The following is a 15,604-nucleotide window of genomic DNA, read 5'->3' as shown; positions in this document are numbered from 1 at the left end:
GCAGTCAGGCGGCTGCTACGGCCGGGTCCAGCCGTTGGCGAACTCGCACTGGAGGTCCGTCCAGCGGCGCTGTTCGGCGGGGGTGTAGCTGGGGTAGCCGAGGCGCCCCACGCCCGTGACCCACTCGTCCCAGAGGCCGTCGGGGTCCGTGAAGCGGTCGGCGTGGCGGGTGCCGAGGAGGGCGTCGAGGCGGAGGAGGGCGCCCAGTGCGGCGGGCTGGTCGTAGTGGAGGTCGGTGCAGGGGAGGTAGCGGTCGAGGTAGGCGGTGAGGATCTCAGCGTCGACGTGTGTGCCGAAGCGGGCCAAGGCGAAGCAGTAGGCGCCGCCGGAATAGCAGACCTCGCTGGCCAGGAGCAGGTCGCCGATGCGTGCTCGGAACTGTTCGCGGCGGTCGACGCCGATCAGCCAGCCGGCGGTGAGACGCGAGCGCCATTCGTACCCGAGGAGGGCTTCCAGTTCCTCGTCGTTGATCGCGGCGGCGTCAGCGATCAGATGCCGGGTAAAGCGTGTGGTGTGCCACCACCGGGGGCCCAGGAACCGCCCGCCGTTCAGTACGAGATAGCGCGGGAGGCCCCCGTACGTCCTCGTCACGTAGCTCTCGACCACATGGCCGTAGCCGACTTCCTCGGGGTGCTGGGACGGCATCGGTCACCTCTCCGGGTACAGGTCGGTACGGTCGATCCAAGTGGGGGCGACGAAGATGTTGTCGCCGACGGGGGCTTCGGAGGCTTCCAGCAGGGACCAGGTGCGGGACTCCTCGACCAGGTGCTCCCAGGGCGCGGTCCAGTCGAGTTCCCAGTCCAGGCCGGGGCCGTCGACGCCGTATGGGCGGCCGGCGTCCACTCGCCAGAACTGGGAGTAGAGGATCACCTGGGCGTGGTCGGCCAGATCGTTGATGATCTCGGTGAAGTGGGTCGAGGGCCAGCCGGGGGCGTCGTCCGCAGCGGTGGCTCGTAGGCGCGCGGTGAGCGGTGGGACGACGGGGGTGCGTGCGCCGAGTTCGGTCAGGGCCCAGCGGATGCCTTCCGGCTCGCTCCAGTCTGGTGGCGTCGCCCGTTCCAGGCAGGCGCGATAGGCGTGGCGCACAGGCTCGACCGCGCCGTCGATCTTCAGGCTCGCCAGGGCCATGGCCGCCCATTCGCGGACGGTCGGGTTGTCGCTGTCCAGCAGGCCGATGAGAGCGGGGCCGCAACAGGGATCGCCCACCTCCTCGAAGACCTCGATGGCGGTCAGCTGACCGAAGCCGCCGAGGGAAGGCAGGCCGTTGATGACGGCGGGTATGGCGGCGGCGCCGATCCAGATCAGCTCCGCGCGGGCGTCGTAGGACTCGTCGGCCTTGCCGTCGAGCTGCCGGACGAGTGTCTCGATGTGGGAGGTCATGACGCGGAGTGGTCCCGGCGCCAGAAAGTGGGGAGCCACCAGCAGAGCACCGAGCGGTCGTCGGGCCACGGGGCCCGGTCCTCGGCGTCCCAGTCCTCGAAGGAGTCGCGCGTCAGGTCGATGGGGCGCCAGGCGGGGTCGAGCGGCTCATCCTCGGTCGGAGGGCGGACGTACCGGCGGCCGTGCTCGTCGCAGGCGCCGAAGTCCTGGTAGTTGCGCTGGGCCTCGATCAGGGAGACCTTGTTCGCCCCGCCGGCCATGGTGGGCCAGCGGAACTGGACCCCGTCGTCCTCCCAGAAGCAGACGGGGCAGATCTCGTACGAGCCGGGCATCGCGCTCAGCACGTGGTGTCCGCAGCACGGGCAGGGGTAGGAGTCGCTCACCTGCGTAGTCTCGTGGCAGGTCCCGCCGGTGTGCCATGGGTTTCTCTGCCTCCGCGGTACCCGGTCAGTCCGCAGCCAGTCCGCAGGACACCCGTAAACGGCCGTCGGGAGCCAACGTATGCCAACGAGGAAATCCCTGGTCAGAGCCCTGGAGGGCACTCCGCCGCAGGTCAGGATCGGGCTTCAGGCATTCCGCTTCAACGTCTGATCGCATGTATGGAGGCGGCCTGACCTGCGGGATCGCGAGTCAGGCCGTCGCGCTGTCCGCAACAGTCCGCAGAGCGGTTCGCCTGGCCCGGCTGCGTTGTGCATTCGGACCGCGGCAGCGGCCCGGAGTCAACCGGCCGTCGCAACACCGGGGCCTGTTTGATGGTAGATGTTCGTTCGGTCGCCTCGGCGTTCGCATGGCGCGTGACGCTCATGGGCGCCATGACCGTGGTCTGGCCCCGCCTCTCACCAGCCCTGCCGCCATCGAGGCGCAGGCTGCCGCCCCCTGTCCCTCTTGCGGGCTCGGCCTCTTCGTCGTTCCGGTGAAGGATCGATGTTGAGGTGTCGATGAGTACTGACGTATTGACGTAATGTTTGCGTCAATCTATGGTAAGGGCATGCTCTTCCCCGCGCCCGCCCTCACCGCCGAGGATCAGCGCGTTCTTGGCGAGATCGAAGATCTTCGTCGCTCGTTGCGCCTCCAGGTCCGGTCAACTCCGGTGAAGTGGACCGAAGGGCTGCGCAAGTTCTTGACTGCCGATGCGGTGGCGGCCTCCAACTCGATCGAGGGTTTCAGGGTGTCCACGGTCGACGTCGAGGACCTGCTGGAGGGTGAGCGGGATGTCGACGTCTCCGAGGAGGATCGCGAGGAGACGCTGGCCTATCAGCGGATGATGACCTATATCCAGACGCTGCATGACGTCGCGGACTTCCGGTACAGCAAGGAGCTGCTCAATGCGCTCCACTGGATGCTGCAGGGACACCGGCACACCCCGCGGAAGCCGGCCGGGCAGTGGCGCCGTGGAGCGGTGTACGTGACAGACGCCCGCGACCCCAGCATCGCGGCATATACGGCACCGGACGCAGCCGAGGTGCCTGCGTTGACGGGTGAACTGGTCGAGTGGCTGAACGCGGACGGCGGCCCGCATCCGCTGGTGCGGGCCGCCATGGCGCATCTCCACCTTGTTGCCATCCACCCATGGGCGGATGGCAACGGCCGAATGTCCCGATCTCTCCAAACGCTCATGATCGCGAGACAGGGAGAACTGGCTCCCGAGTTCTCCTCGATCGAGGCTTGGCTGGGGCGCCCTGGCAATACCTGGGAGTACTACCGCGAGTTGCAGCGTCGGGGGGCCACCTACCGCCCCGACCAAGACGTCTCCGATTGGATCCGTTTCAACCTCACCGCTTACCACCAGCAGGCGCAGACCGTACGCAATCGCCTGGATCGTTCGAGTCGGGTGTGGCTCCTGCTGGGTGAGTTCGCGGAGGGCCGGGGGCTGGACGAGAGGGTGGTTTCCGCCCTGCATGATGTGGCGATGTCCGGGCGGGTACGTCGTACACGCTACGAACGAACGGAGGACCTGAGCCTGCAGCGGGCCCAACGCGACCTGCGGGACCTGGTCGCGGGGGAGGTCCTGACACCGGTCGGCCGCACCCGTGCCCGCTTCTACACCGCCGGGCCCGCCTTTCCGGGGTCGGCTCTGGAAGCGGCCCGGACGCCGTTGGCACTGGCTGATCCGTACACGCACTGAGAGCATCTCGCGAACTGCCGAATCAGTCACGATGGGCGATGCGGAACAGGCGCACTCAGGGCACGCGCAACTTGTTGCTCGCCCCGCTACCCATGGCCGGCGGAGCTGAACCTTGTTGTCCTCCCGGAATCAGATCGGCCAGATCTCGTACGAGCCGGGCATCGCGCTCAGCACGCGGTGTCCGCAGCACGGGCAGGGGTAGCGGTCGCTCACCTGGGCAGTCTCCTTGCTGGTCCCGCCGGTGCGCCATGGATTTCTCGGCCTCCGCCCGCCCGGCCAGTCCGCAGCCAGTCCGCAGGACACCCGTAAACGGCCGTCGGGAGCCAACGGATGCCAACGAGGAAATCCCAGGTCAGGGCCCTGCGCGGGGCTCCGTCGCAGGTCAGGATCGAGCGGCAGTCATTCCGCTTCAACGTCTGACGCTATGTCAATGCCTGGGCTCGACCCGCCTGCTGCTGGGTCGGGCACAGCTGTGTGTCCGCAGTGAGTCCTCGATCCCGCGATGCGGTGACAGCGTTTGGCCGGGCGGCATGGCGGCGACGCGGTCTCAGACCTTGACGACCTCCACGGAAGGGCCGCACAGGAGTGTCAGGTCCTCGGGGTCGGAGGTGAGGACGGTGACCGGCTGGGGCGCGCTGCGGGCGATGGCGGCGAGAACGGCATCGATGGCGTACGTGTGACCGTGAAGGTGATGGGTGCGAAGGAGGACGGCGGCCCGGTCGGTGATCTCCTTGGTGACGTCGTGAACGTCGACGCGGGAGAGGACCCACTTGATGCGGGCCGGGTGGATGCGCTCGTAGTCGGCCTCAAGCGTGGTCATGGCGCTGGTGGCGACGCGTACGCCCTCCTCCGACGCCGCCTGGACCAGAGCCACGACGGTGCGGTCCTTGCGGTAGAGCTTCGAGAGTCCTTCGCTGTCGAGCAGGAGGGTGCCGGGCATCAGGCGGCGGCTCCGCCGGCCTGCCCCTGGTCGTGGCGCAGCAGCGCCCGGGCGGCCTCGACCTCCTCGCGGGTGAGAGCTTCGTTGTCGGTCTCGAAGTCGGCGACGATCTCCCGCAGCTTGTCCATGGCGACCCTCTGTTCGAGGGCCTCGGCGACGTAGGCGGAGAAACCGCCGGGCCCGACATGGGCGCGTACGGCCTCGGCGAGATCCTCGGGCAGGCTGATCGAATACTTCCTGCTACCGCTCATGGTGCTGATCCTACCGGTAGTCGTAAGTCTGGGGGTGTGAATCACTGCCCCGAGTTTCGGTCCACCCGCAGGGAGCAGCGAACGCCTGTCGAGGCCCGGTGAGGGCGGTGGGAGGATGCGAGGAGGGTCAGAGAGGGGCGGGGAGCGTGGGGCGTGGCGAGCGGGACACGGTCGCGAGGGGAGCGCGACTGCATGAGGCGGCTCAGGCAGTGGTCGGTGACCACGGAAGGGCAGTGGAGGCGGTACGGGCGGCACTGAAGCTGATCCACGATGCGGAGGTGAAGCGGGAGCTCGACACCATTCCCGTCGCCCGGCTGCAGGACGTCACCGAAGGGCGGCTGCGGCTGGGGAGCGTCGAGAAGAGCGGACTGCGCACCCTGGGCAGTGTTCTCGAAGCGGGCCCCTACCGGTTGCGGCAGATTCCCGGTGTCGGGCAGCGCACCGTCGACCAGATGCTCGCCGCCGCCCGCAGGCTCTCCGAGGCTGTGTACGAGACCGTGGCCGTCCACATCGACGTGGACCAGCCGGAGCCGCGCACCACCGCGCTCGTCATGGCCCTGCACGTCCTGGTGGAGGCCGGCCCGGACGCCCGGCGTGCGGTCGACAAGGCCACCGCCCTGGCGGAACGGCTCGGTCCGTTGCTGGCCGACGCGAGGCCCGCCGCCGGAAGGGTCAGGATGCTTCTGGCCGGCCGGGAGAAGAAGGCTCGCGCGTGGGCGGCGGTCGCCGAGATCCGGTCGCTGGTGGACGAGGCGGAGCGCGCCGGTCTGCCCGAGCTGCTCGCCCAGGTGTCCGTGGACCTGCTCCGAGGGCTCTCGTCCGACGTCGCGGCCTGGGTGGACTTCGAACTCCGCTCCGCGGAGTACTACAGCCTGCTCGCCGAGATCTCCGGGCGGCTGCCGGACGCGGCTGCCGCGGAGGGCTTTCTGCCGGACGAGATCGCGGAGCGGGTACGGACCCAGCACCTCGACGACACGCACCGGCGGGTCTCCCTGCGCGGTTACCAGGCGTTCGGCGCACGGTTCGCGCTTGCGCAGCGCAAGGTGATACTCGGCGACGAGATGGGCCTCGGGAAGACCATCCAGGCGATCGCCGTCCTCGCCCACCTGGCTGCCGAGGGACAGAGTCACTTCATGGTCGTCTGCCCGGCGAGCGTCCTCGTGAACTGGACTCGGGAGATCGAGGACCGCAGCGCCCTGCGCGTCATGGTGCTCCACGGTCCTGACCGGCACTACGCGTTCGCCGACTGGAAGGGGCGGGGCGGGGTGGGGGTGACCACGTTCGACGCACTGCGCGGATTTCCGGCGCCGGGTGGCGGGGAGGTCGGACTCCTCGTCGTCGACGAAGCGCACTCCGTGAAGAACCCGAAGACCAAGCGGTCTCAGTCGGTCGCCCTGTGGACGGAGCGTTGTGAGCGCAGCCTCTTCATGACCGGGACCCCGATGGAGAACCGGGTCGTGGAGTTCCGCAACTTGGTCCAGATGCTCGATGGCGACGTCGCGGACTCCCTCGGTGAACGGGACGCGTTGGCCGGATCGGTCGCCTTCCGCAAGGCTGTGGCCCCGGTCTACCTGCGGCGCAACCAGGAGGACGTGCTGACGGAACTCCCGAGCCTTCAACAGACCGACGAGTGGGAGGAGCTGAGCGCTTCGGACGAGGAGGCGTACCGCGACGCCGTGCGCGCGGGCAACTTCATGGCCATGCGCAGGGCCGCGTACATGCGCCCTGAGAAGTCGGCCAAGCTGGACCGGCTCCGGGAGATCCTTCAGGAGGCCGGCGAGAACGGGCAGAAGACGGTGGTCTTCTCCAACTTCAAGGACGTACTGGGCGTGGTGAAGGAGGCCCTCGCGGCCGGAACCGCCAGGGCCACTCCGGTGTTCGGTCCGCTGACCGGCGGCGTCCCGGCCCAGCGTCGCCAGGAGATCGTCGACGACTTCGCCGCTGTCCAGGGCCCGGCTGTGCTCCTAGGGCAGATCCAGGCAGCGGGCGTCGGCCTCAACATGCAGGCCGCCTCCGTCGTCGTCATCTGCGAACCCCAGATCAAGCCGACCATCGAACATCAGGCGGTGGCCCGGGCCCACCGTATGGGCCAGGTCAGGCCGGTTCGCGTGCACCGTGTCCTCGCCACCGGAGGCGTGGACGAACGCATGGTGAAGATGCTGGAGACCAAGACGCGCCTATTCGATGCCTATGCCCGCCGCAGCGCCGTGGCCGAAGCCACCCCGGACGCGGTCGACGTGTCGGACACCGAGCTGGCACGTCGCATCGTCGAGGAGGAACAGGCACGTCTGGGTATGACGGACGAGAGGCCCCCGTCGTCCGAGTGAGGGTGTCCTCCGGTCCGCAGCCAGTCCGCAGGACACCCGTAAACGGCCGTCGGGAGCCGACGCGTGCCAACGACGAAATACCAAGTCAGGGGCGTGTGAGAGGCTCCGCCGCAGGTCAGGATCAGCGTTCAGGCATTCCGCTTCAATGTCTAGCCGGTGACATGGCGCCACTTCGCTGATCTGGCAACATGCAGGTCAAATGGGTTCTGACTCTTCGGAATCAGACCCCTTGATTCTTGCCGTGCTGGACAGGCGCTGGATCTTCTGACCTCTCGTCACCTGTTATCACCTCCCATCACGGTATCGTGCTGGATGTCGGCGTAGGCGTGGGGCACCACCGGCCTGCGTGCTGCACGTCGGGGCAGCTGATCTGCAGCAGGGTCGATTTCTCCACGCTGCAGCCGGCGCCGCTGCTGGGGGTTGTCGGAGTCGGCCGCCGACGGCCCCATTCCTGGCAGCGTGCCCGGACCCGGCTAGCTCTCCGAGGGTGCCGCTCGCGGGAGCGGGGTGGGCAGCAGGCCGAGTTCGGCCGCGCGCAGACCCGCCTGAAAACGGGAGGTCGCACCCAGGGACGCCGTGATCTCCGCCACGTGGCACCGATACGTGCGCACGGACAACGACAGCTCATCGGCCGCCAGCTTGTCCGACATCCCGGCGTGCAGACAGCCGAGGATCCCCGCCACGAGCTCGGCGCGGGCCTGACCGCCCCTGCCGAAACGGACCGGCACCGGTGTGGCGCCGCGCCACACGGCGATGAACAGGCTGTGCAGCGCCCCGACCACACCGCCGGCCCGGTGATGGGAGACCTGTGCTCCGGTGGCCGAGTCGGCGATCAGCAGAGCGCTCCGGCCGTCGACGACGACGCAGTCGATCAGCGGTACGCGGGCGATCCGGACCTCGATGTGCTCGCTCGCCGCGAGGTCCTCCCAAGACTCCGGGACTCCGTCCAGTCCGGGCCAGGAGCGGGCGAGCCGTACCCGGACCGTTTCGTCCCGTGCCCGCAGGATCTCGACGAACCGGTGAGCACGGGTGGTGTGCCCGGCGAGGCAGATGTCCACCGACTGCCGCGCCTGGCGGATCTGTTCCCCGATGGCCGCCATGACCGACGCCTCGTCCGGTTCCGCCGGTAGTGCCCATGGCTCCTCGGCTCTCTGGCCCCTGGGCAGGGCCACGGTGTCCTCGATCAGGGAACTCATGTCGAGGAGGATCCGGGCGATGTCGTCTCTCCTGGTCCGGGAGTGCATACGATTCTCGCCCCGGGCAGGCCCCATATGTTCTTCCCCTGCATCGATGTCCACGAGCGCATCACCTGTGACCGGGCGTCGGGTCCAGCGCGACGGCCCGCGCATCCATCTTCAACGCCACGATGACCTGGGCCACATGTCGCCGGTAGGTGTGCAGGGAGACACTCGTCCCCCGGCCCCCGGCGTCGTCCGCGAGCCTCGCGCCGAGTCGGCGCAGGACACCGGGGGTCATCCCGCTGCGCGTGCGGTGCCGCAGCCTGTTGCGGTCCGCCGACGGCACGGCCGCCGTCCATGCGCCGGCGAACAGGGACTCGAGGACGCGCACCACGGCCGGGCGGCGCACCCCGGCGGGGCCGTGGGCGGGGACGCACGGGACACTGCCGTCCACGATCACGAACGTCCCGGCGTCAGTCGTTGCCACCCGGGTGACGGACGCCTGACCGCTGTGCTCACGGTTGCGTGACAGCTCGTCGCCCAGTGCGTCCGACGTGTCCAACAGGCCGTCGGCAACATGCCGTTGTCGCACCTCGGAGCGCCTCTCCAGGGCCGGTCCCATGGCCCGCGCTCGCTCGCCGCCGTCCGAACTTCCGGAGGAGGCACCACGATCGGTGGGCCTCGCCTGGTATGGGGGGCCGGACGGCAGCCACCGGTGGTACATCGCTCTCATCACGTCCTTTCGTTGTCATGCCGACGATGGCCTGTCGACCACTGCCTGTCAGTAACACTGCGGGAACCGTCGAGAACGATGTGATCACCTCTCGACTGCCCTGCGCCAAAGGGCCGAAACCACAGGGCGAATCAGTCCTCGGACTGGAAGAGCAGTCCCTCCGTGGCGGCAAGATGCGCCCATGGCGGGTGGCACGGCAGGCCATGGGGACCGCGCGGGATCGCGCGGGGCCGGGCAGCCCCCCCGAGAGGTGCTGCCCGGCTCCTTCGTACGCTCGGTCCTCCGTGCGCCTGGGTCAGGAGCGGCCCGGGGTGGTTGTCACCGGCTCCTGCTCCTCCTGGCGAGGCCCGGCGAGGGACTGCTCGGGGTGGCCGGGGTGCTGCCCGGACCGGTTCCGGGGCCACCACGCCTTCGGGCCGATCAGCCCGGTTAGTGTCGGCACCAGGAGCAGCGCCATGACGAAGGCGGTCAGCAGGATGCCGAACGCCACCGCGAAGCCCATCTCTTGCAGCATCGAGTTGTCCGCCAGCATCAGGACACCGAAGGTGCCCGCCAGGATGACGGCGGCGGATCCGATCGTCGGGGCCGACTGGGAGACGGCGAGACGTACGGACTCGGCCGTGGACTTCCCGTTGAGTACCTCCTCGCGCAGCCGCGCCACCATGAGGATGTTGTAGTCGGTTCCGATGGCGACGACGAAGAGGTACACCACGATGGGCAGCGAGAACAGCAGCCCCTGCTCGCCCTTGACGTTCTGGAAGAGAAAGACCGCCGAGCCCAGCGTGGCGGCGAAGCCGAGGCCGACCGCGAGCATCAGGTAGAGCGGGGCGACGACGCTGCGCAGCAGCAGCCCCAGGATGAGCAGGATGGCGAGCGCGGCGATCGGGAAGACCAGCCTGTAGTCGTGCTCGACGGCGTCCTCGATGTCGGCGAGGACCGCGGTCTTTCCGCCCACCAGCGCCTTCGTACCCTCGGGCGCGTTCTTGTGCACGGTGTCCCTGAGGGCGCCGGCGACCAGGTTGATGGCCTGGTCGGAGGAGGGCCGGAACTTCAGCACCACGTGGTATTGGGCGACGTCGCCCTTGGAGCTCAGGCGGGCCGGGGAGACCTCGCCGACGCCGGACACCTTGGCGACGGACCGCCGGAACGAGTCGAGGGCGGCCTTGTCGAGCGGCGTGCCCTGACGCGATGTGACGAACACCAGGCTCGGCTCGGTCTCGCCCGCTGAGAAGCTCTTCTGCAGATCCGCGTTGGTCCGGATCGACTCCAGGGACTTGGGAAGTGTGCTCTCCTGGTCGAAGCCGGGCTTGAAACCGAGTGCCCCGATGGCGAGCACGGCGAGCAGGCCCGTGGAGACGGTGGCGACCAGGCCGGGTCGCTGGGAGGCGAAGGTGCCGACATTGCTGGCCAGACGGTTCTTCGAGGCCCGCTGCCATGCTTTGGACGGCCAGAACGCCTTCGTACCGAGGAGGGAGAAGACCGCGGGCACCAGGGTGAGTGCCGCGACCAGGGTGACAGCGACGGAGATCGCGAGGGACGGGCCCATCGCGCGCAGGTTGCCCATGGTGGAGAACAGCAGGGCCAGGAAGGCGACGATCACCGCGCCCGCGGCGGAGGCAATGGTCTCTCCGACTCGCGAGACGGAGTCGATGAGGGCCCGCTTGGGCTCGCGCCCCTCGCGCAGGTGCTCCCGGTACCGGAACAGCAGGAACAGGATGTAGTCGGTTCCGACACCGAAGAGGACCACGATCAGGATCGCGGAGTTGCTGCTGTCCGCCTCGAGGCCGAAGAGTTCGCTGGCGGTGGCGATCAGGCCGTTGGCCACGATGAACGTCAGCGCGATGGTGAGGACCGGCAGCAGCGCGATGAGCGGGCTGCGGAAGATGACCCCGAGCAGGACGATGATCAGGAGCAGCGTGGCCATCATGATCATGGCGTCGGTGTTCCCGGCCGCCTCTTTGGCGTCGAGCGCCAGGGCCGTGGGGCCGGTGACCCCCATCTTCAGCCCGCTGCCCCGGAGCTGCTCCTTGCCGTCCGCGCGGAGCTTGCGGACCGACTCCTGGCCTTTCTCGGTGGCCGGGTCCTTCTCGGCGGAGACGACGCTCGCGAGCGCCATTCTGCCGTCCTTGGACACCGACTCGGGCGAGTTCAGGACCTTGTCGAAGGTCTCGTACCGCTTCGCCTGGAACTCCTTGGCCACCTTGGTGACGGTGGCCTTGTCGGCGGCCGTCAGCTTGCGGCCGTCGGTCCGCTGGAAGACCACCACGGCAGCGGGGGTCTCCTGCTGCGGAAACGCCTTTTCCTGGATCTTGGTGACCTGGACCGACTCGTACCGGGAGGGCAGGAAGTCGGCTTGGTCCGTACTGGACTTCAGCGTGGGAGCCAGGGTGGCCAGTGCGACCGTGGCAAGTATCCAGGCCAAGATGACCAGCCAAGGCCGGTTGACGGTGAACCGTCCTATCCGTCCGAACACGACGCTCCTTTGGAAAGGGATGGTGGTGCGCGGCCGCAGGTCTGCGGCATGGCAGCACCTATGGCCGCCCGGTGACCGGACGGCGCGACTCAACGCGGGGTGGGAGGCAGCGCATGGCCCCCAGCGGCACGCGGGCACGCCGCTCGAATCGTGGCCGGGATTCGAGCGCTGCTCACCAAGTCTCCCGCGCCGACCCGGAATCACAGGCTCCGAGCGGGCTGGTCGACACGTTGGTGACAGCCGGAGTGGAACTTCCGGCGGAATGTCGCCCGAACCGAGGGCCGTGCGCCTGCTGGACATTCCCTCGCTGTCCTCTTGCGGACAGTCGAGGTGGATTCCCTGTCCTGCCCGGGCGTCCCCTTCCTACCGTTCGGCGTGGTGGGCCGTGACGACGCAGACGTGCCCGGGGGGAGGGGCAGATGTCGCAGGTGGCCACACTGGTCGCTCAGGAGCGCGGCCGTTCGGTGCTTTCCCGGATCGCCGTAGGTGAGGACGAGCTGGAATCCAGCCTTGCCGCCGGCCTCGAACGGGTGGAAGAGCGGCTCCGGGAGTGTGCCGCGGGGGCGGCCGACCCGCGTGTGACCGAGATGGTCGGCTATCTCGTCGCGGCGGGCGGCAAGAGGCTGCGCCCGCTGCTCACCCTGGTGGCAGCCGAGTTCGCGGAACCCGGGGCTCCGGGTGTTGCGGACGCCGCCGTGATCTGTGAGCTGGTCCACGCCGCCTCGCTCTACCACGACGACGTGATGGACCAGGCCCGCATCCGGCACGGAGTGCCCAGCGTCAACGCGCGCTGGGGCAACTCCGTCGCCGTCATGGCGGGCAACTGGCTGCTCGCCACGTCCGCCCGGCTCTGCGCCGACCTTGTGGCACAGACCCTTGCGCTGCATGCCGAGGCTTCCGCACGACTGGTGCGGGGCCAGATGCGGGAGCTGCTCGGCCCGGGCGGGGACGACGACCCGCTCGTCCACTACTTCAGCGTGGTCTCCGACAAGTCGGCGGCACTGATATCCCTCGCGCTGCGGCTCGGCGCGCTCCAGGCCGGGGCGCCCACCGCCGTGGCCGACGCGCTCGCGGAGTACGGAGAACACCTCGGCGTGGCGTTCCAGATCGCCGACGACCTGCTCGACATCACCTCGTCGTCCGGGCTGAGCGGAAAGGAACAGGGCAAGGACCTCGCGGTGGGGGTGGCCTGCTTGCCCGTCCTGCTCGCCCGCGCTGACGACCAGGAACACGGCGGCATCATCCGGCACGGCGCCAAGCTTCTCTACGCGTACTGCAACGCCACCGTGCTGCGGATCTCGGTGATTCTGCGCAAGGCGTACGGCGGCGCGTACATCGTCATGGACTCGCGCTCGATCGGCGCCGACTTCTGCTACGCCTGGCCCACCAACGAGATCGCGGTGATGGGCGCCGAGGGCGCGGCGAACGTGGTCTTCCGGCGGCAGATCAACGCCTCGGACAACCCCGAGACGACCCGTGCTCTGCTGGTCAAGGAGTACAAGGCCGAGCTGATGCACCCCTACTACGCCGCCGAGGGCGGTCTGGTCGACGACGTCATCGACCCCGCCGAGACCCGCGAGGTGCTGATCGACGCGCTCGCGATGCTGCGCGAGAAGCACGCCCCACTGCCGGTGCGCAAGCACGGAAACCAGCCGACGTGACGGTCCAGGGGTGTCGGTCCGTCTCCCTCGCACGGGGGAGACGGATGAACCCACAGGCTGATGCGCGGCGGCGCCGCAGGGACGAAAGTGGATCACATGCTTAAGAACACAGCTTCGGGCGTACCGCGCTGGGCAGTCCGCACCGCCTACGCCGTACCGCTGCTCACCTTGCCCTCGAGCCTGTGGCGGCTCGCCCTGGCCGCCGGGCTCCCGGTGACATCGCAGCCGTTACACACGGGCTGGGGCGTGGCGTACGTCCTGGTTCTGACGGCGGTCACGGAGGGGCTTGCCCTGCTGACACTCGGCCTGGTGCAGCCGTGGGGTGAGGTCGTGCCGCGCTGGATCCCGCTGATCGGCGGCCGGCCGGTGCGTCCGCTCGCGGCGGTGGTCCCGGCGCTCGTCGGGTCGTTCGTGCTCTTCGCTCTGAGCCTTCTGGTCGGCTTCGTTCAGGGGGGCAATCTGGCGGACGGCGTTCTCACGGACACCAGGGCCCAGACGGTCTTCCTCGCCGTCTGCTACACCCCGCTGCTTGCCTGGGCTCCGCTCCTCGCGGTGTCGGCGATCGCGTATTACCGGCGGCGCACCACCTCAGCTCCCGCGCTGCAAGGGGTGCTCGGGCACCGCTGAGCGGCAGCAGGACCCTCCGCGCAGACGCATCTGCACGAACTCCTTGGCATGTATATATTGATCAGAAACTCATGGGGTTCTCGTCCAGGACGTAGCGGACGTGTGGGCCGCCGAAGTAGCCGCGGACGATGTGTGGCTGGCGCTGGCGTCGGCGGAAGAAGCGGCGGGTCTCGGCGGCGAGTTCGACTTGGTCGCGGGCTCGGTGCTGCCGGGGCAGGCTGTGCTTGAGGTCGGCGTTGACCAGCTCGTCGGGGTTCAGCTCGGGCGAGTACGGCGGCAGGAAGTGCAGCTCGACGTCGTCGGGGTGGGCGGCGAGCCAGCCGCGCACCTTCTTGGACCGGTGGGCGGAGTGTCCGTCGACGACGAGGTGGACCTTGTGGTCGAAGTGGCCGGCCAGCCGGCCGAGGAAGCGGCACATCACCTCCGCGGTGAAGCTCTCGGTGAAGACCATGAAGTGCATCCGGCCCTTGGTGCTGATCGCCGACATCGCGTTCACCGAGAACCGGTTCCCGCTCCGCCGCACCACGGGCGTCCTCCCCTTCTCTCCCCAGGTGCGGCCGGTGACCTGGTCGGATCGGATGCCGACCTGGTCGGCGAAGAGGATCTCACCGCCGTCGGCCTTCGCCTTCGCGCGGATCTTCGGCCAGGTCTCCTGGTGCCAGCGCCGGACGGCCTCGGGGGCCTGTTCGACGGCCCGTTTGTCCGGGCGCTGGAAGGACAGCCCCCAGCGCTTCAGGTACGTGCCCACCCCCGGTTCGGTCAGCCGCACCCGGTACAGCTTCGCGATCAGGTCACCGATCAGCCGCCGCGTCCACAGCTGCCCGCTCAAGCCCATGTCACAGGGGCGGTGGTCGAGGACCGCCTGCCGCAGGGCGGCCTGCTCGGCCTCCCCGAGCACCTGGTGCACCCCGACCGGCCTGCCCCGCGGGCGCATGACCAGCGCCTCCCGGCCGCCGGCCTGCCACTTCGCCCACCACTTGTCGACGGCCTTCAGCGACACGCCGAAGACTGCCGCCACGTCTTCACGGTCCCGGCCCGCCACCAACGCGGCCACCGCCCGTAGTCGCAGGGCCTCCTGCGCCGACGGCGACAGATGCCGCGCGTCCCCCACCAGATCGCTCACACCCCACCAACGACCCAGAACCCAAACCGTTTCGGATCAATACGCCGGACTGCTGCACGAGATCTCGGCCGAGCACCCGGTCTATGCGCTGCAGGCGCGCGGGATGGGCGGCGACAAGGAGCTGCCGCGGAGGCTGGAGGACATGGCGGCCGACTACGTGGCCCGCATCCGCGAGGTGCAGCCATCGGGGCCCTACCACCTGCTCGGCTGGTCGTTCGGCGGAGTCGTCGCGCACGCCATGGCCGTACAGCTGCGGAAGGCGGGCGAGGAGTGGAGCTGCTCGCCATGCTCGACTCCTACCCGGCCCAGCGCGGCGAGACGTCCACGGTGCCATCGGACGAGCAGTTGTTCGGTGAGCTGTTGAAGTACGCCGGAGCCGAGTCCGACCCGGCCGCAGGTCCGCTGACCGCGAGCAGCACCGCGGAACTCCTCGGCCAGCAGGGCGGGCTGTTCGGGAACTTCGACGCCGAGACACTGGCGAGGGTGGGCCGGGTGACCCGTAACAACATGGTGATCGACAGCGAGCACGCTCCTGGCAGCTTCGACGGAGAGGTGCTGTTTGTCAGGGCGGTACGAGGACGCCCCCAGTCCGCGCCGGAAGTCGAGCTGTGGACGCCGTACGTCACCGAGAAGATGGACGTCCGCGAGCTGGCACGCACGACGAGCTGATGGGGCCGGAGGCCCTCAGGCTGATCGGGGAGGCGGTCGGCGAGAAGCTGGCGGGTTCAGCCTTCGACGAGTGAGCGAGCCCGCGGAGAGGTGGGCCATCGGCCGACGACGGCTGTC

Annotated in this window: 16 protein-coding genes; 6 read left to right on the top strand and 10 right to left on the bottom strand. The window is 69.0% G+C overall.

What is annotated here, in order from left to right; translation table 11 throughout:
• Window positions 1–15: 15 nt before the first annotated feature.
• From JS756_RS14230 to JS756_RS14220, 3 genes are read right to left on the bottom strand one after another with little or no spacing between them, the layout of a single operon-like run.
• Window positions 16–645: a DUF6000 family protein gene (locus tag JS756_RS14230; RefSeq protein WP_205383457.1), complete on the bottom strand. Its 630-nt coding sequence runs from the start codon at window positions 643–645 to the stop codon at window positions 16–18.
• 3 nt (window positions 646–648) lie between these two features.
• Entirely contained in the window at window positions 649–1,380 is a 732-nt protein-coding gene (locus JS756_RS14225; RefSeq protein ID WP_205383456.1) for a HEAT repeat domain-containing protein, read from the bottom strand.
• Window positions 1,377–1,763 carry a CPCC family cysteine-rich protein gene (locus JS756_RS14220; RefSeq protein WP_205383455.1) on the bottom strand — a complete coding sequence of 129 codons (387 nt, stop codon included), beginning with the start codon at window positions 1,761–1,763 and terminating at the stop codon, window positions 1,377–1,379. The genes JS756_RS14225 and JS756_RS14220 overlap by 4 nt, the downstream gene beginning before the upstream one ends.
• A 605-nt stretch (window positions 1,764–2,368) precedes the next feature.
• On the opposite strand from JS756_RS14220, the gene JS756_RS14215 reads away from it, so the two are divergent.
• A complete protein-coding gene (locus JS756_RS14215; protein WP_205383454.1) occupies window positions 2,369–3,505 on the top strand; it encodes a Fic family protein in 1,137 nt (378 codons plus the stop codon).
• Window positions 3,506–3,634: 129 nt separating this feature from the next.
• On the opposite strand, the gene JS756_RS38835 is transcribed toward JS756_RS14215, so the two are convergent.
• The 3 genes from JS756_RS38835 to JS756_RS14205 form a co-directional block, all read right to left on the bottom strand.
• A complete protein-coding gene (locus tag JS756_RS38835; protein WP_498063048.1) occupies window positions 3,635–3,718 on the bottom strand; it encodes a CPCC family cysteine-rich protein in 84 nt (27 codons plus the stop codon).
• Between the two features lie 334 nt (window positions 3,719–4,052).
• Window positions 4,053–4,445 carry a type II toxin-antitoxin system VapC family toxin gene (locus JS756_RS14210; RefSeq protein WP_205383453.1) on the bottom strand — a complete coding sequence of 131 codons (393 nt, stop codon included), beginning with the start codon at window positions 4,443–4,445 and terminating at the stop codon, window positions 4,053–4,055.
• Window positions 4,445–4,696: a hypothetical protein gene (locus tag JS756_RS14205; protein ID WP_205383452.1), complete on the bottom strand. Its 252-nt coding sequence runs from the start codon at window positions 4,694–4,696 to the stop codon at window positions 4,445–4,447. The genes JS756_RS14210 and JS756_RS14205 overlap by 1 nt, the downstream gene beginning before the upstream one ends.
• Before the next feature lie 146 nt (window positions 4,697–4,842).
• Here JS756_RS14205 and JS756_RS14200 point away from each other — a divergent pair, with 146 nt between their 5' ends.
• Complete coding sequence (locus tag JS756_RS14200) at window positions 4,843–7,023, top strand: DEAD/DEAH box helicase (RefSeq protein WP_205383451.1); 2,181 nt, start codon at window positions 4,843–4,845, stop codon at window positions 7,021–7,023.
• A 473-nt stretch (window positions 7,024–7,496) separates the two neighbouring features.
• On the opposite strand, the gene JS756_RS14195 is transcribed toward JS756_RS14200, so the two are convergent.
• From JS756_RS14195 to JS756_RS14185, 3 genes are all read right to left on the bottom strand, one after another.
• Window positions 7,497–8,219, bottom strand: a complete 723-nt coding sequence (locus tag JS756_RS14195; RefSeq protein WP_205383450.1) for a helix-turn-helix domain-containing protein — start codon at window positions 8,217–8,219, stop codon at window positions 7,497–7,499.
• A gap of 109 nt (window positions 8,220–8,328) precedes the next feature.
• Complete coding sequence (locus tag JS756_RS14190; RefSeq protein WP_205383449.1) at window positions 8,329–8,793, bottom strand: hypothetical protein; 465 nt, start codon at window positions 8,791–8,793, stop codon at window positions 8,329–8,331.
• 436 nt (window positions 8,794–9,229) lie between these two features.
• On the bottom strand, window positions 9,230–11,407 hold the full coding sequence (locus JS756_RS14185) for an MMPL family transporter (RefSeq protein ID WP_205383448.1): 2,178 nt from the start codon (window positions 11,405–11,407) through the stop codon (window positions 9,230–9,232).
• 419 nt (window positions 11,408–11,826) lie between these two features.
• Here JS756_RS14185 and JS756_RS36760 point away from each other — a divergent pair, with 419 nt between their 5' ends.
• Both JS756_RS36760 and JS756_RS14170 read left to right on the top strand, forming a co-directional pair.
• Entirely contained in the window at window positions 11,827–13,068 is a 1,242-nt protein-coding gene (locus JS756_RS36760; RefSeq protein WP_240203736.1) for a polyprenyl synthetase family protein, read from the top strand.
• A gap of 96 nt (window positions 13,069–13,164) precedes the next feature.
• Complete coding sequence (locus JS756_RS14170; protein WP_205383447.1) at window positions 13,165–13,695, top strand: hypothetical protein; 531 nt, start codon at window positions 13,165–13,167, stop codon at window positions 13,693–13,695.
• A gap of 61 nt (window positions 13,696–13,756) precedes the next feature.
• Here JS756_RS14170 and JS756_RS14165 read toward each other — a convergent pair whose 3' ends face one another.
• The gene (locus tag JS756_RS14165) at window positions 13,757–14,818 is read right to left on the bottom strand and encodes an IS630 family transposase (protein WP_205383446.1); all 1,062 of its coding nucleotides are present in this window, start codon (window positions 14,816–14,818) and stop codon (window positions 13,757–13,759) included.
• A 49-nt stretch (window positions 14,819–14,867) separates the two neighbouring features.
• Between JS756_RS14165 and JS756_RS38065 the strand changes: the two genes are divergently transcribed.
• Both JS756_RS38065 and JS756_RS14160 read left to right on the top strand, forming a co-directional pair.
• Entirely contained in the window at window positions 14,868–15,182 is a 315-nt protein-coding gene (locus tag JS756_RS38065) for a thioesterase domain-containing protein (RefSeq protein ID WP_368861098.1), read from the top strand.
• Window positions 15,089–15,487 carry a hypothetical protein gene (locus JS756_RS14160; RefSeq protein WP_205383588.1) on the top strand — a complete coding sequence of 133 codons (399 nt, stop codon included), beginning with the start codon at window positions 15,089–15,091 and terminating at the stop codon, window positions 15,485–15,487. The genes JS756_RS38065 and JS756_RS14160 overlap by 94 nt, the downstream gene beginning before the upstream one ends.
• The last annotated feature ends 117 nt before the right edge of the window (window positions 15,488–15,604 follow it).

The sequence above is a fragment of the Streptomyces actuosus genome (assembly GCF_016921115.1).
In the GTDB taxonomy this organism is placed as follows: domain Bacteria; phylum Actinomycetota; class Actinomycetes; order Streptomycetales; family Streptomycetaceae; genus Streptomyces; species Streptomyces actuosus_A.
The sequence above is the reverse complement of the archived record's forward strand: the minus strand, read 5'-3'. Positions and strand labels throughout refer to the sequence as shown.

What these genes read in the sequence shown, in the direction of transcription:
- JS756_RS14230 (WP_205383457.1), bottom strand. Translation starts at nt 645, where the DNA reads ATGCCGTCCCAGCACCCCGAGGAAGTCGGCTACGGCCATGTGGTCGAG.
- JS756_RS14225 (WP_205383456.1), bottom strand. Translation starts at nt 1,380, where the DNA reads ATGACCTCCCACATCGAGACACTCGTCCGGCAGCTCGACGGCAAGGCC.
- JS756_RS14215 (WP_205383454.1), top strand. Translation starts at nt 2,369, where the DNA reads ATGCTCTTCCCCGCGCCCGCCCTCACCGCCGAGGATCAGCGCGTTCTT.
- JS756_RS14210 (WP_205383453.1), bottom strand. Translation starts at nt 4,445, where the DNA reads ATGCCCGGCACCCTCCTGCTCGACAGCGAAGGACTCTCGAAGCTCTAC.
- JS756_RS14205 (WP_205383452.1), bottom strand. Translation starts at nt 4,696, where the DNA reads ATGAGCGGTAGCAGGAAGTATTCGATCAGCCTGCCCGAGGATCTCGCC.
- JS756_RS14195 (WP_205383450.1), bottom strand. Translation starts at nt 8,219, where the DNA reads ATGAGTTCCCTGATCGAGGACACCGTGGCCCTGCCCAGGGGCCAGAGA.
- JS756_RS36760 (WP_240203736.1), top strand. Translation starts at nt 11,827, where the DNA reads ATGTCGCAGGTGGCCACACTGGTCGCTCAGGAGCGCGGCCGTTCGGTG.
- JS756_RS14170 (WP_205383447.1), top strand. Translation starts at nt 13,165, where the DNA reads ATGCTTAAGAACACAGCTTCGGGCGTACCGCGCTGGGCAGTCCGCACC.